The organism is Arthrobacter sp. B055-34 (assembly GCF_059090425.1).
Genome location: NZ_JBNHFQ010000004.1, coordinates 378,747 through 404,710 on the forward strand (window position 1 = coordinate 378,747; position 25,964 = coordinate 404,710).

The 25,964-nt window shown below is 64.1% G+C and carries 20 protein-coding genes and 1 tRNA gene; 11 read left to right on the plus strand and 10 right to left on the minus strand.

The features are described 5' to 3' along the window. The first annotated feature begins 31 nt into the window (after positions 1–31). On the plus strand, positions 32–985 hold the full coding sequence (gene nudC / locus AC5RWO_RS10330; RefSeq protein WP_498731283.1) for an NAD(+) diphosphatase: 954 nt from the start codon (positions 32–34) through the stop codon (positions 983–985). Positions 986–999: 14 nt separating this feature from the next. Further along, positions 1,000–3,114, plus strand: a complete 2,115-nt coding sequence (locus tag AC5RWO_RS10335; RefSeq protein WP_498731284.1) for an ATP-dependent DNA helicase UvrD2 — start codon at positions 1,000–1,002, stop codon at positions 3,112–3,114. 20 nt (positions 3,115–3,134) lie between these two features. Here AC5RWO_RS10335 and AC5RWO_RS10340 read toward each other — a convergent pair whose 3' ends face one another. Further along, positions 3,135–4,205: a TOMM precursor leader peptide-binding protein gene (locus AC5RWO_RS10340; protein ID WP_498731285.1), complete on the minus strand. Its 1,071-nt coding sequence runs from the start codon at positions 4,203–4,205 to the stop codon at positions 3,135–3,137. Between the two features lie 216 nt (positions 4,206–4,421). Here AC5RWO_RS10340 and AC5RWO_RS10345 point away from each other — a divergent pair, with 216 nt between their 5' ends. Continuing rightward, complete coding sequence (locus tag AC5RWO_RS10345) at positions 4,422–4,967, plus strand: M48 metallopeptidase family protein (protein ID WP_498731286.1); 546 nt, start codon at positions 4,422–4,424, stop codon at positions 4,965–4,967. Here the strand turns inward: AC5RWO_RS10345 and AC5RWO_RS10350 are convergent. Further along, positions 4,964–6,370 carry a zinc-dependent metalloprotease gene (locus AC5RWO_RS10350; protein ID WP_498731287.1) on the minus strand — a complete coding sequence of 469 codons (1,407 nt, stop codon included), beginning with the start codon at positions 6,368–6,370 and terminating at the stop codon, positions 4,964–4,966. The two genes, AC5RWO_RS10345 and AC5RWO_RS10350, sit on opposite strands and share 4 nt — an antisense overlap. A 318-nt stretch (positions 6,371–6,688) precedes the next feature. Here AC5RWO_RS10350 and AC5RWO_RS10355 point away from each other — a divergent pair, with 318 nt between their 5' ends. From AC5RWO_RS10355 to AC5RWO_RS10365, 3 genes are all read left to right on the plus strand, one after another. Continuing rightward, on the plus strand, positions 6,689–7,786 hold the full coding sequence (locus tag AC5RWO_RS10355; protein ID WP_498731288.1) for a YlbL family protein: 1,098 nt from the start codon (positions 6,689–6,691) through the stop codon (positions 7,784–7,786). Between the two features lie 186 nt (positions 7,787–7,972). Then, positions 7,973–10,978, plus strand: a complete 3,006-nt coding sequence (locus tag AC5RWO_RS10360; RefSeq protein WP_498731289.1) for a UPF0182 family membrane protein — start codon at positions 7,973–7,975, stop codon at positions 10,976–10,978. A gap of 55 nt (positions 10,979–11,033) precedes the next feature. After that, positions 11,034–11,110 (plus strand) — tRNA-Met (locus tag AC5RWO_RS10365). A 160-nt stretch (positions 11,111–11,270) separates the two neighbouring features. On the opposite strand, the gene AC5RWO_RS10370 is transcribed toward AC5RWO_RS10365, so the two are convergent. Next, positions 11,271–12,011 (minus strand): PspA/IM30 family protein, encoded by a 741-nt coding sequence (locus AC5RWO_RS10370; RefSeq protein WP_498731290.1) that lies wholly within the window; start codon positions 12,009–12,011, stop codon positions 11,271–11,273. 69 nt (positions 12,012–12,080) lie between these two features. After that, positions 12,081–14,129 carry a TPM domain-containing protein gene (locus AC5RWO_RS10375; protein WP_498731291.1) on the minus strand — a complete coding sequence of 683 codons (2,049 nt, stop codon included), beginning with the start codon at positions 14,127–14,129 and terminating at the stop codon, positions 12,081–12,083. A 304-nt stretch (positions 14,130–14,433) separates the two neighbouring features. Between AC5RWO_RS10375 and AC5RWO_RS10380 the strand changes: the two genes are divergently transcribed. Both AC5RWO_RS10380 and AC5RWO_RS10385 read left to right on the plus strand, forming a co-directional pair. Then, complete coding sequence (locus AC5RWO_RS10380; protein ID WP_498731292.1) at positions 14,434–16,173, plus strand: S1C family serine protease; 1,740 nt, start codon at positions 14,434–14,436, stop codon at positions 16,171–16,173. 205 nt (positions 16,174–16,378) lie between these two features. Further along, a complete protein-coding gene (locus tag AC5RWO_RS10385; RefSeq protein WP_498731293.1) occupies positions 16,379–17,146 on the plus strand; it encodes a PIG-L deacetylase family protein in 768 nt (255 codons plus the stop codon). A gap of 49 nt (positions 17,147–17,195) precedes the next feature. Here the strand turns inward: AC5RWO_RS10385 and AC5RWO_RS10390 are convergent, their stop codons facing one another. The 6 genes from AC5RWO_RS10390 to AC5RWO_RS10415 all read right to left on the minus strand — a co-directional run bounded on the left by AC5RWO_RS10390 (position 17,196) and on the right by AC5RWO_RS10415 (position 22,415). Then, positions 17,196–17,807: an anti-sigma factor gene (locus AC5RWO_RS10390; RefSeq protein ID WP_498731294.1), complete on the minus strand. Its 612-nt coding sequence runs from the start codon at positions 17,805–17,807 to the stop codon at positions 17,196–17,198. 60 nt (positions 17,808–17,867) lie between these two features. Continuing rightward, entirely contained in the window at positions 17,868–18,335 is a 468-nt protein-coding gene (locus AC5RWO_RS10395; protein ID WP_498731295.1) for a tRNA (cytidine(34)-2'-O)-methyltransferase, read from the minus strand. 34 nt (positions 18,336–18,369) lie between these two features. Next, a complete protein-coding gene (locus tag AC5RWO_RS10400; protein WP_498731296.1) occupies positions 18,370–19,308 on the minus strand; it encodes a J domain-containing protein in 939 nt (312 codons plus the stop codon). 137 nt (positions 19,309–19,445) lie between these two features. Continuing rightward, positions 19,446–20,246, minus strand: coding sequence for a pyrimidine reductase family protein (locus AC5RWO_RS10405; RefSeq protein WP_498731297.1), 801 nt, complete (start codon positions 20,244–20,246; stop codon positions 19,446–19,448). A 16-nt stretch (positions 20,247–20,262) separates the two neighbouring features. Beyond that, positions 20,263–21,195 (minus strand): dihydropteroate synthase, encoded by a 933-nt coding sequence (gene folP, locus AC5RWO_RS10410; protein ID WP_498731298.1) that lies wholly within the window; start codon positions 21,193–21,195, stop codon positions 20,263–20,265. Beyond that, positions 21,192–22,415: an NAD(P)/FAD-dependent oxidoreductase gene (locus tag AC5RWO_RS10415; protein WP_498731299.1), complete on the minus strand. Its 1,224-nt coding sequence runs from the start codon at positions 22,413–22,415 to the stop codon at positions 21,192–21,194. The genes folP and AC5RWO_RS10415 overlap by 4 nt, the downstream gene beginning before the upstream one ends. A 148-nt stretch (positions 22,416–22,563) precedes the next feature. On the opposite strand from AC5RWO_RS10415, the gene AC5RWO_RS10420 reads away from it, so the two are divergent. From AC5RWO_RS10420 to AC5RWO_RS10430, 3 genes are all read left to right on the plus strand, one after another. Continuing rightward, on the plus strand, positions 22,564–23,790 hold the full coding sequence (locus AC5RWO_RS10420; RefSeq protein ID WP_498731300.1) for a cysteine desulfurase family protein: 1,227 nt from the start codon (positions 22,564–22,566) through the stop codon (positions 23,788–23,790). A gap of 75 nt (positions 23,791–23,865) precedes the next feature. Further along, positions 23,866–25,002, plus strand: a complete 1,137-nt coding sequence (gene mnmA, locus AC5RWO_RS10425; protein WP_498731301.1) for a tRNA 2-thiouridine(34) synthase MnmA — start codon at positions 23,866–23,868, stop codon at positions 25,000–25,002. Between the two features lie 17 nt (positions 25,003–25,019). Continuing rightward, a complete protein-coding gene (locus tag AC5RWO_RS10430) occupies positions 25,020–25,961 on the plus strand; it encodes a CPBP family intramembrane glutamic endopeptidase (protein ID WP_498731302.1) in 942 nt (313 codons plus the stop codon). Positions 25,962–25,964: the final 3 nt, after the last annotated feature.

The window sequence follows — 25,964 nt, forward strand, 5'->3', positions numbered from 1 at the left end:
ATTGGCCCGCCGTGCTTAGTACGGTAGAGGCATGAGCACCACAACCCATGCCACAGGCTTTCCTCCGTTGGGCGGCCTGACCCTTGCCCGCAGCGCCATGGACCGGGGTTGCGAGCGCCGCAGTCAACCGGTTCTGTTCGACGATATCTGGGGCTTGGAATCCACCCGGGTCATGCTCATGGATGCGGGCAAAACGCTCGTGCGGGACAACAAGATTGTGCTGCAGCCCTCGTACGGGCGCCGCATGCCGGAAAATCTTGTCTATCTAGGCCGCGCAGTGGCGGGTGCTGATGTTCCCGAGGGGACGGATATTGTCCTGGAAGACCTGACAGGCGTAACCGCTGAAGCAAAGAACGACGGCGAGTGGTTGGGATTGCGCGACGTCGCAACTTCGCTGTCGCCCCAGGACGCCGGCCTGTTCGCGGAAGCAGCCGCGATTTCAAATTGGCACGCTGTCCATACGCATTGCCCGCGCTGCGGGACACGGACCACCGTGGAAAGCGGCGGCTGGGTCCGGCGCTGCCCGGCGGACGGCAGCGAGCACTATCCCCGCACGGATCCCGCCATCATTGTCTCGGTCGTGGACGCAGAGGACCGGCTGCTGCTGGGCAACTCGGCCAGTTGGCCCGTGGGACGGTACTCAACGCTGGCCGGTTTCGTGGAACCGGGGGAGTCCCTCGAAGCGGCCGTAATCCGGGAGATCGAGGAAGAATCCGGGATTGTTGTGCACTCGCCGCAGTACCTGGGATCGCAGCCGTGGCCCTTCCCTTCTTCTCTGATGCTGGGCTTCACTGCAGTCGCAACGGGAACGGAAACGGTCCCGGACGGTGTGGAAATCAGGGACGTGCGCTGGTTTACGCGGGCCGAACTCGCCCAGGGAATTGAATCCGGCGAGATCCAGGTCGCGGGCGGCATCTCGATCGCCCGCGCCTTGATCGAACACTGGTATGGCAGCGGGCTGCCGGAACCGCTGGGCGGGAAGTGAGCCTGGAACTACCGGTGGATGTCACTGACAATCTCGAAGCCAGAATCCTCGGCGGACTCGACGAGGAGCAGCGTCACGTTGCATCAACGCTGACCGGGCCCATGTCCGTGCTTGCAGGTGCGGGCACCGGCAAGACCCGGGCCATCACCCACCGCATTGCCTATGGGGTGCATTCGGGAGTTTACAAGCCACAGCAAGTGCTCGCGGTGACCTTCACGGCCCGTGCAGCGGCCGAAATGCGCACACGGCTGCGGGACCTGGGCGTGGGCGGGGTGCAGGCACGCACCTTCCATGCTGCCGCGCTGCGTCAGCTGCAGTACTTCTGGCCCCACGCAGTTGGCGGCCCGTTGCCGGGATTGCTGGACCACAAAGCCCAGGTCATTGCCGAATCCGCGCGGCGGCTGCGGTTGACCACGGACCGGGCCGCGATTCGCGACTTGGCCGCGGAGATCGAGTGGGCCAAGGTTTCCATGCTGACCCCGGATACGTACCTCAAGGCTGCAGCAGGCCGGGTCGAGCCGGCAGGGTTTGACCTGACGACCATTTCCCGGCTCTTCCAGGCGTACGAAGATGTCAAGACCGACCGCAACATCATCGATTTTGAAGATGTCCTGCTGATCACGGTGGGCATCCTGCAGGAAGATGCCAAGGTTGCCGCCACTGTGCGGGACCAGTACCGGCACTTCGTCGTGGACGAGTACCAGGACGTGTCCCCGCTGCAGCAACGGCTGCTGGACCTGTGGCTGGGTCCCAGGGATGAGTTGTGCGTGGTTGGCGATGCCAGCCAGACCATCTATTCCTTCACCGGTGCTACTTCCCGGCATCTGCTGGAGTTCACCAAGAGGTTCCCCGAGGCCGAGGTGGTCAGGCTGGTGCGGGACTACAGATCGACTCCGCAGGTGGTTAACCTGGCCAACTCGCTGCTTGCAGCGCGCACCAAGCAGCCGCGGCGCGGCGGCAACGATCCCTGGCCCGCCCCGCTCGAACTCATCGCCCAGCGCCCTACCGGTCCGGAGCCTTCGTTCACGGAATGCGCCGACGACGAGGCCGAAGCCGCACAGGTAGCCGGAAAGATCCGGACGCTTCTGAACGAGGGCGTACCCGCAAGCCAGATCGCCGTGCTGTACCGGACAAACGGCCAGTCGGAAGCCTACGAGCAGGCCCTGGCCTCGGCGGATATCGGCTACCAATTGCGCGGCGGCGAGCGGTTCTTCCGCCGGAAGGAAGTCCGGGATGCGATGCTGCAGCTGCGCGCCGGCGCCCGGGCCGCAGGGACTGATCCCGTGCCGCAGCTGGTCAGGGACATCCTTGCCAACCTTGGCTATACCGCGCAGGCTCCTCAATCCAGCGGTGCGGTACGCGAACGCTGGGAGTCCCTGGCCGCGCTTGTGGCCCTAGCGGATGAATTGGACAAGGCTCGCGGAAGCGCGGCCGGTGGTGTGTTTACGCTGCAGGATCTCGTTACGGAGTTGGAAGAGCGCACTGCAGCCCAGCACGCACCGACTGTCCAAGGCGTCACGCTGGCCTCGCTGCATTCGGCCAAGGGCCTGGAATGGGATGCCGTGTTCCTGGTCGGACTCAGCGAAGGCCTGATGCCGATCTCGTTCGCGGACACGGATGACGCAGTGGATGAAGAACGCAGGCTGCTTTACGTTGGGATCACGCGGGCACGCGAGCATCTTGCCCTGTCCTGGTCCCTGGCGCGCACACCCGGCGGCCGGGCCAACCGGAAGCCTTCACGCTTCCTGGACGGGCTGCGGCCGCAATCATCGTCCTCCGTGCAAAGCCGGACAAGCGCCAAGCCCTCCCGCCGCAAGCAAGCGGCACCCGCGGTGTGCCGTGTGTGCGGAACTCTGCTCAGCTCAGGCGCCGAACGCAAAGTCGGCCGCTGCCAAAACTGCCCGCCTACCTATGAGGAATCGACCTTCGAGGCTTTGCGGCAGTGGCGCAAGGATACCGCTCTGGAGGCTTCGGTGCCGGCCTTCGTCGTGTTCACCGATGCGACGCTGGTGGCTATTGCCGAAGCGCGTCCCCAGTCCATGCAGGAACTCTCGCGTCTTGCCGGTGTAGGGCCCGCCAAATTGGAACGCTATGGCGAAGACGTGTTGCGCATACTTTCCACTAACTAGGCTCAGAGTCCCTTGGACCGCTAGCTGTCCTGCAGCGCCGGCTGCAGCTGGCAGGCACACTCTGGGTGAGGCCGGTACTCGTGCCGGCCTACGGCGCCATCGGCTGAACGCAGCTGCAGGACGGCCGACCAGGTTGCCGGGCGGTTCCTGCCATCCAGAAAGAGCAGCGACTGCAGGCTTGCCAGCCCCGCCGCGGCTACGGACTGGGCCACTTCGTCGACGGCGCCGGTTTCTGCGCTGGCGCCGTGTACCTGCGAGCACAACTCATACCAGTCGGGATCTGTTTGGGCGTGATGCCGGTCCAAGCAGTCCAGGCATGCCGATTGCCCGGGTACCACCAACGGGCCAATCAACGCGTCCCGCTCGCGAAGCAGCAGCGACAGGTGGGGATTATCCCCTTCGGAGAGGCCGTGGCTGATGCGTGCGTTGGGCACATCGCGGTCTGTGTAGATAACGAGGTTCAGGAAGCGTGGGCGGCCGTCGGCGGCTTCCGGGTCCATGCTGTTGGACAGGATGTGTGTGGAAACCGTCGGGTCAATGTTGCGGATCATCTTCCGGACAGCTTGCGCCCGGTTCAGCCCGACGTCGGCCAATCTGAACGCTCCCGATCCCACGTCGGCGGGCCCCACGCTGGCCCGGTCTTCCAGCAGTAGTGTGCCGACGCCCGCAGCGGCTAGGGCGCAGGCGACAGCACCGCCCGTTCTCCCCAGCCCGATCAAATGCACGGCTGCCCTCGCCCGGTTCGCCAGCAGCGCCGACGAGTCGACGGAGTACACCGCGGACCAGTGGGCCCGATCGGGCGTCAGACGGTCCAGGCGCAGGCCGCTGAGTTGTTCTGACTTGGCCGGCGGATCGACCAGCACACTTTCCAGCGCCGCCACCAACGCCCGCGCCCTTTCCGGGCTGATGGCACAGTTCCCCGCAATGCTCTCCAGTTCCGTGTCGTCCAGACCTGTCCGCAGACGGTACAAAAATCCCAGATCCCCTTGGCCGGTGCCCTCGAGCACCAGGCCGGTGGAACCCAGGCCAATCTGCACTGTGCCCCGGCGCTCGATCAGGCGCAAACCGGGATTGATCTTCAACTCCGCCACAGCTTTCTCTCCTTTTCGAAGTTCCGGGATTCCATGCTGGCATGCCGGCAGCGGCGGGGAAGGAGTTATCCACAGAATCGAAGGTACGGTGGTGCGCGATTCTGACGCAGGCCCATTCACGGTAACGTCGTTGCCATGCGGGACAGACAGAAGAGCACAGCTTTACGGGCTGGAGACGGCCCGGCCGCGCTGACCACCAAGGACGGTAAACCTGTAGTGGTCAAGCGCTCCAACCGGCGACGGCGTACGGTATCTGCGGGCTGGCGCGAAGGTGAAATTATTATTTCCATTCCCGGCCACTTCACAGCAGCCCAGGAGCGTCAGTGGGTGGCGAGGATGGTCGCCCGTCTCGAGGCGAAATCGGAAGCCGACGTCGGCAAGCGGAAGGTCCGCAGTGACGAAGCGCTTATGCACAGGGCCACTATGCTGTCAGGCAGATACATCTCTGGGAATCCTTGCCCGGAGAGCATCCGCTGGGTGTCCAACCAGAACGGTCGCTGGGGATCCTGTACCCCGGCCCGCGGCACCATCAGGATTTCGGACAAGATCGAAGGCATGCCGCAACGGGTCATCGATTATGTGATCCTGCACGAACTGGCCCACCTAGTAGTTCCCGGACACGGGCCGGATTTCTGGAGCGTGCTCGAGCCATATCCTGACCTTGCCCGGGCCAAGGCATTTCTGGATGGGGCAGCGTTTGCGATGGGCCGGGGCCTTAGCGACAGCGGCGGGGATTTACTGGACGATGATGTTGACGACTAGGAGTCCTGGCGCCCATCCTTGGAGTCGCCGTTCTCATCCTCTCCGGTATCCGTTTCAGCATCGTTGGTAGGCTCATCAAACCCGCCCGCCAGCAGCTTTTGCAGGGCCTCGTCGACCTCCGTATCCGAGGCTTCCAGCAATTGGCGTCGGGAACTGAAGCCTGCCGGATCGTCCAGATCTTCCGATGTCGGCAGCAGGTCCGGGTGATGCCAGATGGAGTCCCGGCCTTCGAGGCCGCGTTCCTCGGCCAGGGCCGCCCAGAGTGCGGCCGCGTCGCGTAGCCGCCGGGGACGCAATTCCAATCCGACCAAAGCTGAAAAGGCATGCTCGGCAGGTCCGCCCGTTGCACGGCGTCGGCGCACGGTTTCCCGCAATGCACTCGCGGATGGCAGATTTACCGTGGCCGCGGCTGTCAGTTCATCGACCCAGCCTTCGACCAGCGCCAAAGTCGTCTCCAGCTTCACCAAGGCCGTGTCTTGCTCCGGTGTCCTTTGCGGCATGAACACGCCCTGGGACAGGGCATTCTGCATGGATTCGGGATCGGTGGGATCGATTTCCCGTGCTACTTCTTCAATTCGCGACATGTCGATATGGATGCCTCGGGCATAGCCTTCGATTGCTCCCAGAAGGTGTCCTGCCAACCAGGGAACATGGGTGAACAAGCGGGCGTGGGCCGCCTCCCGTACTGCGAGGAAGAGCCGGATCTCCGACTCGGGAACGTCCAGGCCCTCGCCGAAGGCCCTGACGTTGGCAGGCAACAGTGCCATCTTGCCTTCTGCCAGGGGGATGCCGATATCCGTGGAGCCGACAACCTCCTTGGACAAAGCGCCGACGGCCTGTCCCAGTTGCATACCGAACAGGGCGCCGCCCATGTTCTGCAGCATCGAATGGGCCCCGCCCATCATCGCCTTCATGTCCTCCGGCACCTGTTCGGAGAGTGCACTTGTAAGCGCGAAAGCAATACTGTTGGCCACCGGTTCGGTCAACCGCTTCCAGGTCGGCAGTGTCGCCTCAACCCATTCGGCCCGCGACCACGCCCTGCCCATGAGCCCGGTGCCGGCGAAATCCGTAACCGGATCCAGCCACATCTCGGCCAGTCGCAATGCCTCGTCCACCTCGCGGGATTGGGCGGGAGTAACCGAGGGGTCACTGTCCGAGGCTGCAACCTTACGCGCACTCTCGTGGGCCAGCTTCCAATTCACCGGGCCTTCATTTCCTGCACTCATCATCGCCTGGACCTGCTGCATCATTTGCGCCAAGACGTTGGGATCGGAAGGCAGACCTGCCGCCTTGGCTATTTCTGCGGGATCCATGCCGGCTCCCTCGGCGCCGAAAAGCTTGGCAAACATTTCGGACAGCGGATCCTTCGGATCGTCGCCGTTGTTGGATGGGTTGGAGGTCATCTATACCACCGGTCCTTGTGAGGGTTTGCTGGGGCATGCGGGCTTGGAAAAGGGCCTGGGGCCGTCGCCGGATTGTTGCTTCTGACTACACGTTACCGCTAGTTTTCACGCCGTGTCGTGCTTGGTGAGCCCGGTTCGCTCTAGGCAAATGAGAAGCGCCGTCTCGCCGCCCGGTGGGGCGTCCAAGTGGATCGGTACGGATTTCGGGCGTTCTCTCAGGCAAAGCGCGTAGTCTGGTGCAGGGCTCCGGTTTGACCGGTGCCCTTCCTGTCGTGCCTGGAGTATGCCGCGGGAGACGCTGAGAGAAGGAAACCACAGTTGACTGAGCCGACCGACCTCGGGGAGCAAGCGCCGCCGACGCCGCGCAAGCCAAAAAACCGACGGCATCCGGTCATGATTGGCGCGGGCGTCGTCGCCGTCGTCCTTGGCCTGCTTGCGTTGGCTCTGCCATCGCCGTACATCGTGGAGTCTCCCGGTCCTACTTTCAACACGATCGGTGCTGTAAATGATGTCCCGCTGATCGAGATTCCCGGTCAAAAGACATATCCCACCTCAGGGGCATTGGATATGACTACTGTCTACATGAGTGGCGGCCCTAGCGGCTCTGTGCGTTTGTTCGAAGTAGCCTCAGCCTGGCTGGATCCACGCCAGAGCGTCACGCCGGAAGAACTCGTGTACCCTCCGGGTGTCTCCGGCGAGCAGATCCAGAACCGAAACGCCGCGGCCATGGACTCGTCGCAGGAAACATCCGTTGCGGCAGCCTTGAGCCACTTGGGTGTCGACTTCGAGGAAGACCTGTCCATTGTCGGTTTCGCCGAGGGTGCAGCTGCGGCAAACCTGCTGGCGACGGATGACGTCATCGAAAGCATCAACGGCACCGTGGTCACTAACATCAATGTTCTTCGTGATGAGCTCAATGCCAGCGGTGGCGAACCCGTGGAGCTCAAGGTCCTCCGCGCCGGCGAGCCTGAGACCGTCCAGGTTGCTCCGGAGGCGAACGCCCAGGGCGCCTATCAGCTCGGCGTCCTGCTGGAGACCGACTTCGAGTTTCCGTACGACGTCAAAATTCAGCTGGAAAACGTCGTCGGGCCCAGCGCTGGCATGATGTTTGCCTTGGGGATTGTGGACAAGCTGACGCCAGGCGAACTGACCGGGGGGCTGCACGTCGCCGGCACCGGCACCATCGATTCGTCCGGAAACGTCGGTCCGATCGGCGGCATTGAACAGAAAATGTATGGCGCGCATCAGCGCGGCGCGACCGTTTTCCTTGCTCCGGAGGCCAATTGTGGCGATGTTGTCGGCAATGTGCCCGATGGGATGCAGGTGGTCAAGGTGGTAACTCTCGAAGACGCAGTGGAAGCCGTGAACCTGCTCGGTGAAGGCAAGGACGGGTCAGCGCTTCCCGCCTGCGGCTGACGTGTCACAATCGTGCGTCAGAAGCCGGCCGCGGCCGCTCCCGACTTCGTTGTGGCGTTCCCACAAGGCAGAATGGAAGGAAAGCGGAACCTCCCGGACTGCTCATTCGTGGTTTAGACGGAGGGGCCTCATGCATAGGCATGGATCCGCCGTCAAGCACAACGCACGCTGACAATGAGGTAAAGAGTGACATTCGGACAAGACCGGCCCCGTGATGACCGGCCAACCGCGCCCACCCAGTTAACACGGAAACGCTCCCCGCTGATACCCACCCTCATTGTGGTGGCCGTGCTGGTGGTCGGGTTCGTGTTCTTCTCGCAGATTTATGCGGACATCCTTTGGTACAACCAGCTTGGCTATCTGGAAGTATTCCTGAAGGAAAACGGCACGAAAATCGCTATCTTCCTGATTGCCTTCCTGATTATGGCTGCCGCGGTATACCTGAGCCTGCGCCTCGCCTACCGTTCGCGTCCGGTCTATGCGCCGGACAGCGCCCTGCAGGATAATCTCAACCGCTACCAGGAACAGCTTGAGCCCGTACGCAAGCTGCTGATGATCGGTATTCCGATTGTGCTCGGTGGCTTCGCCGGTACCGCGGCGGCATCCGCGTGGCAGACCGTGCTGCTGTTCTTCAACCAGGTTTCCTTTGGGCAGACAGATCCCCAGTTCAACCTGGACTACAGCTTCTACACCAACACGCTGCCCTTCCTGGGGTTCCTGACCGGGTTCCTGGTCAGCGTGGTACTAATCGCAGGTATCGCCGGTCTTCTGACCCATTACCTCTACGGCGGGATCCGGCTGGAGGAGAAGGGCTTTTTCGCTTCCAACGCTGCCCGTATCCACGTAGCCGTGTTCGCCGGCCTGTTCCTGCTCCTGCAAGGTGTGAATTACTGGCTGGACCGCTACAGCACCCTGCAGTCGGATTCGGGCAAGTGGACCGGCGCGCTCTACACGGATGTTAATGCCGTCATCCCGACCAAGGCGATTCTGGCAGTGGCTGCCATCATTGTGGCCATCCTGTTCATCGTTGCCGTCGTCTCGGGTCGCTGGCGCCTGCCGATCATCGGTACGGCCATGCTGATCATTACGGCGATTCTGGCCGGCGGCGTGTACCCCTGGGTTATTCAGCGCTTCCAAGTCGAGCCGTCCGAATTGAGTCGCGAAGCGGAATACATCGAGCACAACATTGCCCTGACGCGTCAGGCTTACGGGCTCGACGAGGTTCAGACATCAACCTACAACGCGACCGTTGAGGCCGAGGCCGGCGCGCTGCGGCAGGACGCCGAAACAACGGCGAACATCCGCTTGCTCGATCCCAACTTGGTTTCGGATGCCTTCAGCCAGCTGCAGCAGTTCCGGCAGTACTACCAGTTCCCGGAAATCCTGAACGTCGACCGCTACGAGATCGACGGCGAGATCCAGGACACCGTTATCGCTGTGCGTGAGCTCAATACAGCTGGCGTGCCTGCAGGCTGGGTCAACGAGCATGTCCTCTACACCCACGGTTACGGCGTGGTCGCCGCCGCCGGTTCCAGCGTTGAGCCCGATGGCAAGCCCACCTTTATTCAGTCCGGCATCCCGACCACTGGAATGCTGGGGGATGAAGAGTCCTACGAACCTAGGATCTACTTCGGCGAGCAGTCCCCCGAATACTCCATCGTTGGCGCACCCGAAGGCGCCAGTCCTACTGAGATCGACCGTCCGCAAAGCGAGGAGTCCGAGACAGAGTCCCGGAACACCTTCGAAGGCAATGGCGGCCCCAGCGTGGGCAATGCCTTCAACCGCCTTGTCTATGCGCTGAAATTCCAGTCCACAGACCTGATGCTTTCCGACCAGGTGAATCCCGAATCCCAGATCCTTTACGACCGGGATCCGCGGGAACGGGTGGAGAAGGTCGCACCGTATCTGACGGTGGATGGAAACGTTTACCCGGCCGTTATTGACGGCCGGGTCAAATGGATCGTCGACGGCTACACCACCAGCAAGCACTTCCCGTACTCGACCCCGCAACAGCTCCAGTCCGCGACTGCTGATTCTTCGACCGCGGGCGGCCAAAGCGTCGCCCTGCCGCCCGAAGAGGTCAACTACATCCGCAACGCGGTCAAGGCCACCGTCGACGCCTATGACGGTTCGGTGGACCTGTATGCATGGGATGATCAGGATCCGATCCTCAAGGCCTGGCAGAAGGTATTCCCGACGACGCTCAAGCCGTTCAGCGAAATGTCAGCCAGCCTGATGGACCACGTACGCTACCCTGAAGACCTTTTCAAGGTCCAGCGTGAACTCCTGGCCCGTTACCACGTGACGGATGTCGATAAGTTCTACACCAATAGCGACGCCTGGGCAGTGCCGACAGATCCGACGCTGGGCGCAAATTCCGACGTCAAGCAGCCTCCCTTCTACCTATCCCTGAAGATGCCCGAGCAGGAAAACGCTGCTTTCTCATTGACGACGCCGTTCATCCCGTTCGTTCCTGCCGGTGAGGAAGCGCGAAACGTGCTCTACGGCTTCCTCGCTGCCGAGGGTGATGCCGGAACCGGCGAGGACGGTGTTAAGAGCGAGGAATACGGCACGCTGAGGCTGCTTGATATTCCACGATCATTGTCGGTTCCCGCACCGGGCCAGGCACAGAACCTGTTCAACTCGGACACAGCGGTATCGACTGAGCTGAACCTGTTGCAGCAGGGCGCTACCGAAGTGCTCAAGGGCAACCTGCTCAGCCTGCCTGTCGGTGGCGGCATGCTGTACGTCCAGCCGGTATATGTCCAGTCCTCGGGCAGCTCTGCTTACCCGACGCTCCGCCGCGTACTCGTCAGCTTCGGCGAAGTTGTCGGCTTCGCTCCCACGTTGGACGAAGCCCTTGACCAGGTCTTCGGCGGTGACTCCGGTGCGACGACCGGCGACGCCGGGAACGTAGGCGAGACACCGGACGATCCGGCTGCCCCGCCTGCGGAAGGCGGCGGCGGTAACGCGGAGGCCAATCTGCGGGCGGCACTCGAAGCGGCGAATGCCGCGATCCGTGAGGGCGAGGCGGCTCTGGCAGAAGGCGACTTCGCGGCTTACGGTGCAGCACAGGAGAAGCTGAACCGGGCACTGCAGGATGCACTCGAAGCTGAAGGCATTGTATCGGGTGAGGCTCCAGCCGAGGGCGGCGAAGAGGCCCCGGCGGAAACGCCGGCCCCTGCGCCCTAGGCTGACCCCGCCGATTTGCGTAGCAACCCCGCGGCCGGTAGAGTAAAGACCGCGCCGCGGGGTGGAGCAGTTCGGTAGCTCGCTGGGCTCATAACCCAGAGGTCAGAGGTTCAAATCCTCTCCCCGCAACCAAGAAGAGGTCCCGACCGGAAACATCCGGTCGGGACCTCTTGGATTAAGATCTAAGTCTGGTTTTCCACGCTAGCGGGATGCCGCCCATACGTGGCCGCGGCGCATCTTTCACACCACAGCCACGTGCAGGAACGGCCGCTGTGAGGCCGCCGCTAGCTGGTTACTGGCCGGACTCGATGGAGGCAGAGCTGGAGCCGGACTTCAGGGCAGCCAAGCGTGCTTCGATCTCGGTTTGCTCTCCGAGGTCCTCGAGGCTCTCAAACTGTGCATCCAGACTCGACGAAGCCAGTTCCTGAGCGCCGCGGACGCGTGCCTCTTCCCGCCGGACCTTTTCCTCGAACCGTCCTACTTCGCTGGTCGGATCCATGATGTCGATGCTCTTGAGTGCGTCGTGCACCTGGGTCTGGGCCTCGGCCGTACGGGCGCGCGCGACGAGCTCGTTGCGCTTGTTTTGCAGCTCGGTCAGCTTGCCCTTCATCTGGTTAAGTCCGGTCTTGAGCTTTTCGACAACCTCGTTCTGGGAGGCGATGGTGGGCTCGACACCCTTGGCCTCGTTCTCGGCACTGATCTGGCGCTGTATGGCGACCTTGGCGAGATTGTCGAACTTTTCCGCATCGGCGGAATTGCCCGCGGCGCGGTACTCGTCGGCCTTTCGGCTGGCAGCCAAGGCCTTGTTGCCCCAGCTGCGCGCGTTTTCCATGTCTTCGTTGTGATCGTCCTGAAGCATGCGCAGGTTCCCGATTGTCTGGGCGACGGCGCTCTCGGCCTCGGCAATGTTGTTCGAGTAGTCGCGGACCATCTGGTCCAGCATCTTCTGGGGGTCTTCGGCCTGGTCCAGAACTGCGTTGATGTTCGCCTTTGCCAGCTGTGCGATACGGCCAAAGATTGACTGCTTAACCACTGTGATACCTTTCGTCCTGCTATCTGATTCTTGACTACAGCCCCTCGGGCTGCCCGGTTTCTTATCCAGTTAGAAGTTGCCGCCGGCACCTCCGCCGTCGCCAAAACCGCCGCCGCCGAAACCGCCGAAGCCGCCGCCGCCGAAGACGTCACCACCACCGCCGCCGCCGCCGAAGCCGCCGTGGCCGCCATGGCCGCCATGCAGAATGGAGTCGATCAGGATTCCGCCAAGGATGGCACCGCCGAGGCCGCCGCCGCGGCCACCAAACATTCCGCCGCCGCCGAAGCCTCCCATACCACCCATGCCGCCGAAACCATCTACATCCTGTTGTGCCATCTGGCTGGCCTGCTGCGCTAGAGCATTGGCCTGCTGGGCATAGTTGAGGGCTTGCTCGGGATCAGAATCGGCGATCTCCAGAGCGTAGGCAAGGTTGCGTTCGGCTTCGGCCAGCCGCGTCCGGGCTTCACTGCCCACGCCGCCGCGGCGGGCCTGGATGTAGTCCGAGGTTCCGGAGATCTGCGCCTGGGCGGACATAATGGTGTGCTGGAGCGACTCGCGTGCCCTGCGGGCGCGTTCCTGGGCATCGCGGATGCCGGTCAGTGAACGGTCCAGTGAATTCGCCGCGTCAAGGCGCTGGACAATGCTGATCGGATCGATCCGGCCGCCGGCGATTTCACCTTGGATGCCTTCCAACGCCGTTTCGACTTCGGCGACGGGCCCTGCGAGTTCCGGATGTTGCCCGTTGGCGATGAGGGCACGCGCATGGGCAAGATCCTGGGCGGTGTCCGAAATTGCGCTTTCCATGGCCGACCTCGCGGCGTCCAGGTCCTTGGAGGTTTTGCCGATGGCATCGAGAAGGACATTGGCTTGGTAGACGCTTTCTTCGGCCGCCCGGACGGCGACAACCGCGGCGCTGCGGTCTCCGGCGTCGAGCTTCTCCTGCGCGGTGGTTGCAGCATTGTCCACAAAATCAAGCCGTTCCTGCGCCTGATCGATGTTGTCGCGGACCTGCTCAAGCGCGGAGTCCGCGTACCGTTCACGGAGCCGGTCAAGGTCGGCGCGGCCGGCATCCAACCTCGTACGCGCTGCCTCGGCAGCTTCACGGGCGCTGGCCAAGGCTCCGGGGGCGTTCTTTTCCAGTTCACGCAGCGCGTCGAAATCTTCCTTGTGTTCCTGGAGCGATGCGCTGACCGCTTCGCAGCGACGGATGATGTCGCCAAGCCACGCCCGCTGCTGTTCCTCGGTATCCGGAATGTGGTCATCGAGCTGCTGCTGGAGCTTGAAGGACTCCATCATGTGCGCTTTGGCCGCGGTGATGTCCTCGTGGAACGGCTTGACGGCTGCCTCGCCGTACTGGGCCATGGCAAAGCCGACTTCCTGCTCGCTGGACCTGATGGCGTCATCGGCGGCAATCAGCAGGCTGCCGGCCTTCTTGCGCAGATCCTCGACGCTCATCGCGTCATGCGGATCAATCGGTTTGCCATCCGGTCCACGCTGGATCTGTGGTTCTCCGCGGCCGGAACTCTTGCGCCGCTTGGATTTCACATACAAATAGGTGCCGACTCCGCCCGCTGCGACGACGCCGCCCATCAAGAGCACGGGCGCCAGCGAACCGCCGCCGGAGGAAGAACCGACGTCGCCGCTGCCGCCGGAGGCGACATCAGCGATGGCCTCTGCCGCCAACACGCCTGCGTCCGCCCACTCGTCCTGGGCAAGTGCCGGGCTGAGCGACTGGAAGATCTGCTGGTCGCTGGCTGCGACAGGACTTCCTTCCGCAGACTGGAAGTGGGCCTCGCGTGATTCGACTGCGACAACGAGCATGCTGTCTGAGCTCCCCAGCTCCTTTTGCTGTGCTGTCTCCACTAGCCACTCGCTCGCATCGGAAGGGTTCTCGAATTCGTCCACGTAGATGACGTACAAGCCCAGGCCTTCTTCCTGGCGCAGGTTGCTAACGGCTTCCTCCACGTCGGCCTGTTCAGCACCAAGGACGCCTGCCTTATCAATCACAAACTCGCCGGGCGGAATCTCCACCGGTGGTTCGGCATTGGCCGCGGCCGGAGCCATGAAGACCGCCGAGAGCCCAACAGCGGCCCCCAAGCGAGTGAGCAGTGATCGCATGTAGAACCCTTCAGTATCGTCCGGAAGCCCGGTTGATATCGTGGCGGATACCGGAGCGCACCGTTGATCCGCCCCGTTTTTGATTCTATGGGGCGGTAGTGGGAGCGTCCACCCGAATCTACCGTCCCGGGAGCGGGTACGCCGGAAGCGCAATGTCCCGTCCGGACTGATTCCGTGGTGCCAGCCGGAGCTGAACTCATGCTTCACCGGGCATTCGGCGTATTCCCAGTTTTCTTCCAGCGAATATCGGCCCGGGTTTCAGATTGAGCAGGCATAGTGGTAACAGTCCAAGGAAAGGGAAACTATGACTGAGCACAACCAGGATCCGGAAGCCACCTTCCGGCGCCAGGTCCCGCCGCCGCCGGCGAAGCCACCGGCTGCAGCGGACGTCAACGCTGATTACCGCACCCCAGCCGGCGAACCGGATAGGGGAGAGCCAGCCGGTTCTGAGCAGAATCCGCGTACTCAGTCGCTTCCTCAGTCATCGCAGCCGACCGAGCCGCTTACGGGCTGGCACCGGCCGGATGGTTCGGACCATGCCCAATCCGGGACATTCGGCGAAACGAACAACGAGGACTCCGGCAGCCAGACGCGGCCCGGCGCAGCTTCACAGCAAACCGGATACAGCGAGGCCAGCCCCTACGGCCAGCAGAACCCCTATGGACAGCAGAGCTCTTACGGGCAGCAGCATCAGTACGGCGGGCACAATCCCTACGGCCAGCAAAGCGCGTACGGTCATTCCGGCAGCTACGGCCAGTCCGACGCATCATCGGAGGCCGGCTACGGGCAGCATGGCTCCGCACCTTACTACGCGTCGGCTGCATCTACGGGCACCCAGACGCCCAAGCAAGCAGCCAGGAAGCGTTTCGGAAGCGGCACGCTGGTAGCCGGTATGCTCCTCGCCGGGCTCGCAGGCGGCGGAGTCGCAGTGGGCGCGCAGTCGCTGGCGGGTGACGTCCCGCCGTCGTCGGTTGCCTCCGGTTCAGCGGAGCAGCTGATTGTTAACAACACCGACTCGGTCAACGAAATCACTGCTGCCGCGGCCAAGGCATCCCCGAGCGTCGTGACGATTTCCGTCGCCTCGGGTAATTCGGGCGGCTCCGGTTCGGGCATCATCCTCGATAAGGAAGGCCACATTCTCACCAACACGCACGTAGTTACTTTGGGTGGGCAGGCTGCGGACCCGAACGTCGAGGTCCGCACCAGCGACGGCAAGGTCCACCGGGCCAGCATCGTGGGAACGGACCCGCTGTCGGATCTGGCCGTGATCAAGATCGAAGCGCAAGGTCTGACGCCTGCTTCCTTCGCCGACTCGAGCGAGCTCAATGTCGGGGACACCGCCATCGCCATCGGGGCGCCCCTCGGCCTGAGCGGTACGGTGACGGACGGCATCATCTCGACGCTGAGCCGGACCATCAGTGTGTCTTCCTCGGAAGTGCCCGAGGCACCCGAGGAAGAGGCGGCCCCCAATCCCGGCGACCAGTGGAACTTCCAGTTCCCCGAGGATTCCGGCAACCAGTCCTCCGGACAGGGCAGTATCTACCTCAATGTCATCCAGACAGACGCCGCCATCAACCATGGCAATTCGGGCGGCGCCCTTGTGAATACCAACGGGGAAGTCATCGGCGTAAATGTTGCGATCGCATCCGCCAGCCAGGACAGCGGGAGCATCGGTGTTGGTTTCGCCATCCCGAGCAGCTATGCCGAGCGGATCGCCCAAGACCTGATTGCCGACGGCAAAGCAACGCACGGCTATCTAGGGGTCACGGTCACGGCCAAAGCTGCGGAGGCTTCGCGCGGGGGCACACAGTTCTCCGTCGGGGCCGAGGTCGCCGGCGTCAGCGGGGGGTCTCCTGCCGACAAGGCCGGACTGCGCGAAGGAGATGTCATTACGGGGGTCGGGGAACGTGTCATCGAGGACAGCCTCTCACTGACGGCAGCCATCCGTGAGCAGCCCGTGGGTGACACCGTAACGCTGAAAGTGCTGCGCGGGGGCGAAGAGCAGAGCATCGATGTAACAGTGGGGGAGAACCCGGAAAGCTGAATCGGCCTGTAGAAAAGAACCAGACCGGCTGCGGAACCTCCATAGGGGTCCGCAGCCGGTACTTTTTTACGTCATTTCCGAGCCGGTACGGTCCAGGGCGCCAGTCAGGGGACGCCGCCGGTATGGTTAGCTAAGCTGCACCGGCTGAGCACTGCGCGACCGCAGGCAGCCGCGGAAATCCGCAGCGGAAGGGTTGAGGAAACACATGCCAGCTTTGCCCATGGAAGCCGAGGGGCCAGTCACCGCACCTGAGCGGGTCCTGGTCTTCGCAGCCCATCCGGACGACCTGGATTTCGGCGCCGCCGGAACCATTGCACGCTGGACCGCCGCCGGCACGCAGGTGAGCTACTGCATCATGACCGACGGCGATGCTGGGGGATTCGACGAGGCGCATCGGCCGGAAATCGTGGCGATGCGCGCGGCCGAACAGGCCGAGGCTGCACGGATCTGCGGCGTGTCGGACCTGCATTTCCTCCACCAGCGCGACGGTTTTCTGGAGCCGAGCTACGAGGTCGTCGGCATGGTGGTGGAATTGATGCGGAAAATCCGTCCGGATATTGTGCTCGCCATGCACCCGGAACGTGCCTGGGACCGGATCCAGAAGAGCCATCCGGACCACTTGGCGTGCGGTGAGGCGGTTACCCGTGCGGTCTATCCCGCGGTGGAGAATCCGTTTGCCTATCCGGAACTTGCCGAAGCAGGCCTGCCCGCCTACAAAGTGCCGTATCTCTGGTTCTTCGGCGGGCCCGCCGAGCGGGAGAACCATTTTGTCGATATCACCGAGTTTGTCGACACCAAGGTGCAAGCTATCCGGATCCACGCGAGCCAGCACCCGGACGTGGAGCGGATGGATGCCAGGGTCCGCTCGATGCTGCGGACCAACGCGCGCCGTGGCGGTCTGGAGGAAGGCCGCAGTGCAGAGGCGTTCCATGTAGTCGGTATCAATACCCCGGCCACGATCGCCGGTTTCTAGCGCTCCGGGGCCCTTGCCAAGCAACGCGCGGCGAAGGGCCCTCGGAAAGCTACTGGTCCAGCGGGACGGACAGCGTGAACGGCGGCGTCGGCGACTGCGCGCCTCCACGGGCCTCCAAGGTCAAGGCAACCTCATTGAAACCGATCACATTTTCGATGATGACAGGTTCCTCGCCGGAGACGTTTTCGCTGCTGAGCGCCCCCACTGACTGCGGTGCTGACCCGTTCGCCGGGATTTTCCAAAGCTGGTAAATCTGGCCGTCGCCGGCGGTAGACAGGTTCCGGAACGTCAGGACGGCGGCATTCCTGTCGGTGGACACTGCGACGTCGGCACTGGCGCCGTCGTCGCCTTCCACGGTGGCGGTGACTACGTCCGACGCATCGAGGACATCCTGCTCGGCCGAGCGGCCCAAAGTCTGCACGGCGGCGATAGCCCCGATAATCAAAACAACGACGGCGACAGCTACGAGGATCCACTTGGTCGCGGCCGGCATCGGTCTGCGCGCCGGAATATCGTCTTCCGCCGTGAGCTGGTCTGCGTGCAGCACCGACGGGTCCTCGGAAGCGCCGGTATCCGGTGCGTTCTGCTCGGGTTCGTAGTCAGGCTCGTAATCCGGAGTAGATGAAGAGGCCTTGTCGTCTCGGGGCAGTGGCGTTTCCATAAGTCCTTAGCATAGTGCCGCGTCCTTCAGAAGGGCGGCGGGGTGAATGGGGATGACGTCTTAGAGCTGTGCGCCGGCGAAACCATGCTGCCGCCAGGCCTCATAGATGGCGATGGACGCCGAGTTGGCGAGGTTTAACGAGCGCAGCGATGGCCGCATTGGCAGGCGCAGGCGGGCAGTGACTTGAGGATCGTGCTTGACGTCCTCGGGCAGCCCCACCGATTCGGGGCCGAAAAGCAGCACGTCGCCGGGCGCGTAGGCGATCTCCGTGTAGGCCTGTTCGCCGTCGGACGTGAATGCGTAGACACGTTCGGGCTGCAGCGCGTCCCAGGCAGCCTGCAGCGACTTGTGAACATGGACCACCGCCAGGTCATGGTAATCCAGTCCGGCGCGGCGAAGCTTGGCGTCGTCGAAGGAGAAGCCGAGCGGTTCCACCAGGTGCAGTTCGGCGCCGGTAATCGCGGCCAGGCGGATGGCGTTTCCCGTGTTGCCCGGGATTTCAGGGGTATAGAAGAGAATGCGGAACACGCTCTCCATCCTATGCACGCCGCGGCGTCAAGGGTTATTTGTGCATGCCGGAGAGCAGGCGTCCCAGTGAGGGGACGTGCACGGTATTGGGAGCGGGGCCGCTGCCCAGGAACTTTTTCAGCTCGCGGATCAGCCGGGCGGCGTTCACCACATGGACCGGGGCATGCGAGTGGGGATCGTAGCCGCGCGCGTAGTCGACCACAGGTTCGTGCAGGTTCCCGTCCGGCGAATGGATGACTGTCCAGCCCTGCACATTCAGCTCCGGAAAGAGGTCCTGCATGCGCCGGACAGCGGGCACCAGCTGGGGCGGTTCGACAACGCGGCCGTCCTTGCGCAGGGTGTAGCCATCCCACCGGAAGATCCCTTTGGGCAGCAGCATGGAATCAATCAGGGCCAGCCGGTAGCCGGCCAGCAGGGCATGGTCGATGAAACCGCGGTCAGCGGGGGAGTGGAGGCCGTTGATCAAGCGGGCGGAGGGCATCTCGGGCAGGATCTGCTGGGACAGCAGCCGGACCGTCCGGGCTTCGCGCTGCAGCCGTGATGCCGCGCCGAAGACGCCGCGTTTGCGTGGTGCCCCGTGGATCTGCTGACCAGCCAGCGACAGCGGCACCAGGCTTGACGCCTCGGCCGAGTCATAGGACGGAACATAGACGGCCGGGTCTGCGGAGGCCGCGCGCCGTTCGCCGGGACGGCGGTGCGGGGCAGTGGTGAAATTGGACCCGGCGGCAAAGGCCTCTTCACTGTCCGTGGGCGCATTGGGAACCGACGCCGTCCCATAAGACCGGTCGTACCGGGCCCGGGTCTGCGGGTTGCTGAGCACTTCGTAGGCGAGGGTCACCTGGCGGAACGCCGAGGGGTCGCCGCCGTGGTCCGGATGGGTGGCACGTGCGGCCCGGCGGTAGGCCGCCTTGATCTGCTGTGCGGTGGCATTGGCAGGCAGCCCCAGGGTCTCATAGTGGGATGGGGGAGTCACCTGCCGCCTTTCCTGTGGTCGACCGAAATCGCCGCTGTTCCGAACGCAAGTCTAGCGCCGGGGCCTTCGCTCTGTCGGAATTTCAACGAACCGGAGGCGGACCGGGTTCCGGCCGGCGTTGCTGCTCCGGCAGCGGCTCAACGCTGGGAAGCGGCAGCCACGGAGAGGTAGCGCAGCAGCAGCATCGAGTCCGACTCGAGGATATGGGCCAGCCTCATGGCCTGCGGTGCATGTTCGGCCACATGGTCGGCCACCCGTTTGCCGGTTCCCCCGGCCAGGATGGGACTCATGGTCAGGCACAGTTCGTCGACCAGCCCGGCGGCTTCGAAGGAGCCAAGGAGGGTCGGCCCGCCTTCGCTGTGTATCTGGGTCAGGCCCCTGGAGGTCAGGATCTCGACGATCCTGGCCGGTTCCACCCACTGGTCCCCGGCGTCGACGATCTCCGCAACGTCTTCCAGTGCGCGCCAGCGGCCGGCATCAGCCCTGGCCGTGGTGAGCAGCAGCGGACGGACCGGTGCCTGGACAAACAGTTCGCTGTCCGGGTCCAGGTTCAGCGAACCGGAAACGACGGCGAACGCAGGGCGGGCCGGCATGCCGTGTTCTATCCGCCACTGCCGGCTCTCGGCCGAGAGCAGTTCTCCGCCGTATCCCTCGGCACGGATGGTGCCGGCTCCGATCAGGATGACGTCGGCAAGCCTGCGCAGCAGCGAGAAAACGTGCTGGTCCACCTCATTGCCCAGGGGGCCGGACCTGCCCTCGTGGGTGGCGGCACCGTCGAGGCTGGAGACAAAATTGAAGCGCACCCAGGGCCCGTTGTGCGGCAGTTCGCCGTACCACTGCAGCAGCTGCTCGTCGGTGGCATCCGCGGCTGCCTCCGGAAAGATCCGGTTTATGGAGGCAAGCGGTGCAGCAGTCCGGATCACTGAGCCGTCCGTCATAAATTCTTCCCTTCGGTCACGGCTGCGACGGTTCGTTGAACTCGCCCATGTTGTGTTTCAGATATGCCGGTTCGCGCCAGCCGAGCGCAGCTTCGGTAAAGCGCACGGCTGCGTTGGCTTCGGCGACGTTATGCATCCGGACGATTCTGGCCCCGCTCATAATGCACATGACGGCGGCAGCGATGGATCCGGACAGGCGGTCCTGCTTGGGCTGGTCCAGCGTCTCGCCGATGAAGTCCTTGTTCGACACGGCGGCCAGCGCGGGGAAACCGAGTGCGGCTATTTCCTGGAAGCGGCGGGTGATTTCCAGCGAGTGCAGGGTGTTCTTGTTGAGGTCATGGCCCGGGTCGATAACGATTTTCTCGGGGGCGATGCCCAACTCCACGGCCAGGTCCACCTTGCGACGCAGGAAGTCCGCAATTTCAACGACGACGTCATTGTATCGGGGACGCGGATAGACGGTTCGCGGCGCCGCCAGCGAATGCGTGATGACCAGGTGGGCGCCGCCAGCGGCTACGGCGGCGGCGAGGTCTTTGTTCTGCAGCCCGGTGGTGTCATTGATGACGTTGGCGCCGGCCTTAATGCTGGCCTCTGCTACTTCGGGCAGGAATGTGTCGGCCGAAATGATGACGTTGGAGCGCGCACGGACGGCCTCAATGACCGGTACGATCCGCTCGGCCTCTTCGGCTGCGCTCAAAGCCGGCCCCGGCGCAAACGGAACGCCGCCGATGTCAACCCAGTCGGCGCCGTCGTTAACTGCCTGCAGGCATGCGTCCACCGCCGTCTCCAGCGCAAACGTCCGGCCGCCGTCGTAAAAGGAATCGGGCGTGCGGTTGATGATGGCCATCAGCGCTACCTGGCTGTTGAAATCGATCTTCCTGTCGCCGAAGGTGTGGACCGGATGGTCGAGGGTCGGCAGGTAAATGCCGGGTAGCGCAGTTTCCGTCACAGGCTCTTCAGCTCCTTGGCAGTGTTGGATAGGTCCACCGCTTCAACGGGGCGGCCGGAGCGGATCAGGTCCTGGATGTCGTCCTGCACATCCCAGACATTTACATTCATACCAGCGACCACGCGCCCTTCCCGCAACCAGAACGCAATGAACTCCATGGCGTCCAGGTCGCCGCGGATGACCGGTTCGGCCGTGGCCCAGGGGAAGTAGCCGGAATACTCCATGCCGATATCGAACTGGTCGGTGTAGAAGTAGGGAATGTCATCGTTGACCGCATCCTGGCCCAGCATCACCCGCGCCGCCGTCTTGCCCTGGGCGATCGCGTTGGCCCAGTGTTCGCTGCGCAACGGGCGGCCGAGCGCCGGATGATAGGCGTTGGCGACATCCCCGGCGGCGAACACGTCCGCTGCGGAAGTGCGCAGGCTCTGGTCGGTATCGATACCGCTGGTCACGGCCAGCCCGGCCGCCTTGGCCAGAGCGGTGTTCGGGACGGCTCCGATGGCAACGAGCACCAGGTCCGCGGGCAGGCGCTCGCCGCCCTCAAGGACTACTTCCTCGACTCTGCCCTCCCCGCCGGTGAACTCCAGCGGCGTCATGCCGGTACGGATAATGACGCCTTCCCGCCGGTGCCGGTCCGCGAACTGGTTGCCGATGAGAGCGCCCAATGCATGGCCCAGCGGTACATCCTCGGGCCCGACGAGCGTTACGTCGTTGCCCAGCTGCCGGGCCGTGGCACCGACCTCCATGCCTATCCAGCCAAGTCCGATGACCACGAGCTTCTTGCCGCCTCCTGCCAGCGCGGAGTGCAGCGCGCTGCTCTCTTCGAGGGAGCGCAAGTAATGGATGCCGTTCAGATCCGCGCCGGGGATATCCAGCCGGCGGGATGAAGCGCCCGTAGCAAGCAGCAACTGCCCGTAGCCGAGTTTCGTGCCGTCGGCCAGAGTCACGGAATGGCCGGCCGGATCGAGGGACTCCACTGATGTCTGCTGCCGCAGATCAACCTTGTTCTCCGCGTACCAGCCGGGGTCCTTGACCAGGGCGGCGGAAGCGTCCTCGCTCCCGGCCAGGTAGGCCTTGGACAGCGGCGGCCGGATGTACGGTTCGTGGGGCTCGGCGCCAACCAGCGTGATATCGCCGGTGAAGCCCTCGCTGCGCAGGGTTTCGGCGGCGGTGGCGCCGGCCAGGCCCGCACCCGCAATAACGATTGATGTGGTCCCCATGATGGCGCTCCTTGACTGCGTGGTGTGCGGTGCTGGCTCCGGATTGCTTCTGCTCTAAAACGGGTATTTATGACTTTAGAAAGGGTGCTGATGGAAGTCAATGGAGCCGATTTTCGTGAACTCTTCGTGCGACCGGTAGAATTCTGGTGTGCCCGTGTATCTAGACCACGCGGCGACCACGCCCATTTCGGCGCAGGCCCTGGCCGCACTCACCACTGAACTCAGCCGCAGCGGCAATCCTTCCTCGCTGCACGGCTCCGGCCGCCGTGCCCGCAGGGCGGTCGAAGATGCCCGCGAATCCCTGGCAACGGCCGCCGGCGCGCATCCGAGCGAGATCATTTTCACCTCCGGCGGCACCGAAGCGGACAACCTCGCGGTCAAGGGCCTCTACTGGGCCAGGCACGACGCGGACCCCGGCCGCCGGAAGATCATCTGCTCCCCGGTTGAGCACCACGCGGTGCTGGATACCGTTGAATGGCTGGCCGCCCACGAAGGCGCGGAAATCGTGTGGCTGCCGGTCGACGAATTCGGAGTCGTTTCGCTTCCGGCCCTGCAGACTGAGCTCGACGCCGATGCCTCCTCCGTGGCGCTGGTTACGGTCATGTGGGCCAACAACGAGGTGGGCTCGGTCCAGCCCATCGCCGGGATTGTCGAGGCGGCGCACGCCCATGGGATCCCCGTCCATTCCGACGCGGTCCAGGCCTTCGGCTCCCTGCCGGTCTCCTTCAAAGAGTCCGGACTGGACACCATGGCCATCAGCGGGCACAAGATCGGCGGACCGGTGGGCGTCGGCGCCCTGCTGGTGGGGCGCAGCGTCAAGCTGACGCCGGTCCAGCACGGCGGAGGGCAGGAACGGGACATCCGCTCCGGCACCCTGGATACCCCCGCTATCGCTGCGTTTGCCGCGGCGGCGGAGGCTGCCGTCGGGAATCTTGCCGAGGAAAGCGAACGTTTGGCGAGGCTGCGCGAGAAGCTGATTGCCGGCGTCGTTAGTGCGGTTCCCGAGGCGGTGCTGCGCGGCACGCCGGATCCGCAGCTGGAGGGCAGGCGGCTGCCGGGCAATGCGCATTTCACCTTCCCCGGCTGCGAAGGCGACTCCCTGTTGTTCCTGCTGGACCTGGCCGGGGTGGAGTCCTCGACCGGCTCCGCCTGCACCGCCGGCGTGCCTCGGCCGTCGCACGTGCTGCTGGCCATGGGGCTCGGCGAAGACGAAGCGCGCGGCGCCCAACGGTTCAGCCTCGGGCATACATCGACCGCCGAAGACGTTGATGCATTGTTGAAGGTGCTGCCGGACGCCTACGCACGGGCCAAAAAAGCCGGCATGGCCGGGCACATGTCCAGCATCGTCACGGCCGGCACCGAGCGCTGGCAATAGCAATGCCGCCGGAGCGCCTTGGAGTCCGCCGGGGCTTGGGGCAACTGATTTGAACACAACACATAAGGATTTTTCATGAAGGTATTGGCAGCGATGAGCGGCGGAGTCGACTCCGCCGTGGCAGCAGCGCGCGCGGTGGAAGCCGGCCACGATGTGGTCGGTGTCCACCTGGCGCTGTCCCGCATGCCCGGCACGCTGCGTACCGGCAGCCGCGGCTGCTGCACCATCGAGGACTCCCGCGACGCCTGGCGGGCCTGCGACATTCTGGGCATTCCGTACTACGTCTGGGACTTCTCCGAGCGGTTCAAGGAAGACGTGGTGGATGACTTCATCGCCGAGTACGCCGCCGGCCGTACGCCGAACCCCTGCATGCGCTGCAACGAGCGGATCAAGTTTGCCGCGCTGCTGGAGAAGGCGCTCGCGCTGGGCTTCGACGCCGTCTGCACAGGCCACTACGCCAAGGTGATCGAGGATGCGGACGGCAACCGGGAACTGCACCGGGCCGCCGACTGGGCCAAGGACCAGTCCTACGTTCTCGGCGTGCTCACCCACGAGCAGCTCAAGCATTCCATGTTCCCGCTGGCCGAGACCCCGTCCAAGGCCGAGGTCCGGGCCGAGGCCGAGCGGCGCGGGCTTTCCGTGGCCAACAAGCCGGACAGCCACGACATCTGCTTTATTTCCGACGGCGATACGCGCGGCTGGCTGGCCGAGAAGATCGAAATGGAAACCGGGCAGATCGTGGACCAGACCGGCGAAGTGGTCGGGGAGCACGACGGCGCCAACGCCTTTACCGTGGGCCAGCGCCGCGGCCTGAAGCTGGGCCGACCGGCAGCGGACGGCAAGCCCCGCTTCGTGCTGGAGATCCGACCCAAGGAAAACAAGGTTGTGGTTGGCCCCGAAGCGCTGCTGGCCGTGGACCAGATGCGCGGCATCAAGGTCTCTTGGGCCGGCGTCCCCATCGCCGAGGTCGAGTCGCAGACCGAGTTCGACTGCATGGTGCAGGTACGCGCCCATGGCGACCCGGTTGCAGCCCACGCGCAGGTTCAGCCCGCCGACGACGGCCGGCCGGAACTGGTGGTAACGCTGGTGGAGCCGATGCGCGGCGTGGCGCCGGGGCAGACCATGGTGCTGTACCAGGGCACCCGCGTGCTGGGACAGGCCACCATCGATTCGGCACGTTCGCTCAGCTGGGACCCGGCGCAGGTTTCCTAAGCTATTACGCTGGCCCTATGGCAGCGGTTAACTGGCGTCCCGTCATTGTCTTCGTTGTGCTCGCGTACGCGCTCGCGTGTCTGGCGGCGTTGCCGCTGTGGCTTGGCGGCGGACTGCGGGATCCGCTTTTCGGGGTTTATGCGGTACTGATGATGTTCACGCCGGCGGTTGCCGCGCTGACCGTGAGCCGATTCGTGGACCGGCCGGCCTCGATTCCGCGGGAACTCGGACTCGGCCAGGTGCGCCCGGTGAGACGCTTCCTGCTCTACCTGGGCCTGGGGCTGGTGGTCCCGGTTGTCCTTGTGATGGGGGCACTGGTCGTCGGGGCCTGGCTGGGCGTTTATCCGGCTGACTTCGAGAACTTCTCCGGATTCGAAGCCGCTCTCCGCGAGCAGACCGAGGCCGTCGGCGCGCCGATGCCGGCCATTCCCATCGGCATCCTGGTGGCCGCTCAGTTCATTAACATCTTCATCGGGACCATCATTAACACGGTGCCGGCGCTTGGCGAAGAGCTCGGCTGGCGGGGCTGGCTGCTGCCGCGACTGATGCCGCTCGGCGCGCCGGCGGCGATCGTGGTTTCCGGCGTCGTCTGGGGGTTGTGGCATGCCCCGCTGATGCTGCTCGGCTACAACTACCCGGACGGCCCCGGCTGGCTGGGCGTCCTGGCCATGTGCGGCATGTGCATGGTGTTCGGCGGCGTCTTCGCCTGGCTGCGGCTGCGCTCGGATTCGGTCTGGCCGGCCGCGCTGGCCCACGGCGCTCTCAACGCGTCCGCCGGACTGATGTTCGTCTTCGTCATGGCCGGCTCCGGATTCTCCACTTTCCACGCCGGCGTGCTGGGCTGGTCCGGCTGGATCCTGCCGCTGCTGCTGATCATTGGCCTGGGGCTTGCCGGCCAGTTCCGCCCGGCGGCTTCATACAGAGTCCAGAGGACGCAAAGCCCGACGGCGAAACCCTAGACT

Bases quoted from the DNA above. Each gene is read 5' to 3' on its own strand.
- nudC (WP_498731283.1), top strand. From the start codon at position 32: ATGAGCACCACAACCCATGCCACAGGCTTTCCTCCGTTGGGCGGCCTG.
- AC5RWO_RS10350 (WP_498731287.1), bottom strand. From the start codon at position 6,370: ATGACCTCCAACCCATCCAACAACGGCGACGATCCGAAGGATCCGCTG.
- AC5RWO_RS10375 (WP_498731291.1), bottom strand. From the start codon at position 14,129: ATGCGATCACTGCTCACTCGCTTGGGGGCCGCTGTTGGGCTCTCGGCG.
- AC5RWO_RS10380 (WP_498731292.1), top strand. From the start codon at position 14,434: ATGACTGAGCACAACCAGGATCCGGAAGCCACCTTCCGGCGCCAGGTC.
- AC5RWO_RS10385 (WP_498731293.1), top strand. From the start codon at position 16,379: ATGCCAGCTTTGCCCATGGAAGCCGAGGGGCCAGTCACCGCACCTGAG.
- AC5RWO_RS10390 (WP_498731294.1), bottom strand. From the start codon at position 17,807: ATGGAAACGCCACTGCCCCGAGACGACAAGGCCTCTTCATCTACTCCG.
- AC5RWO_RS10405 (WP_498731297.1), bottom strand. From the start codon at position 20,246: ATGACGGACGGCTCAGTGATCCGGACTGCTGCACCGCTTGCCTCCATA.
- AC5RWO_RS10415 (WP_498731299.1), bottom strand. From the start codon at position 22,415: ATGGGGACCACATCAATCGTTATTGCGGGTGCGGGCCTGGCCGGCGCC.
- mnmA (WP_498731301.1), top strand. From the start codon at position 23,866: ATGAAGGTATTGGCAGCGATGAGCGGCGGAGTCGACTCCGCCGTGGCA.
- AC5RWO_RS10430 (WP_498731302.1), top strand. From the start codon at position 25,020: ATGGCAGCGGTTAACTGGCGTCCCGTCATTGTCTTCGTTGTGCTCGCG.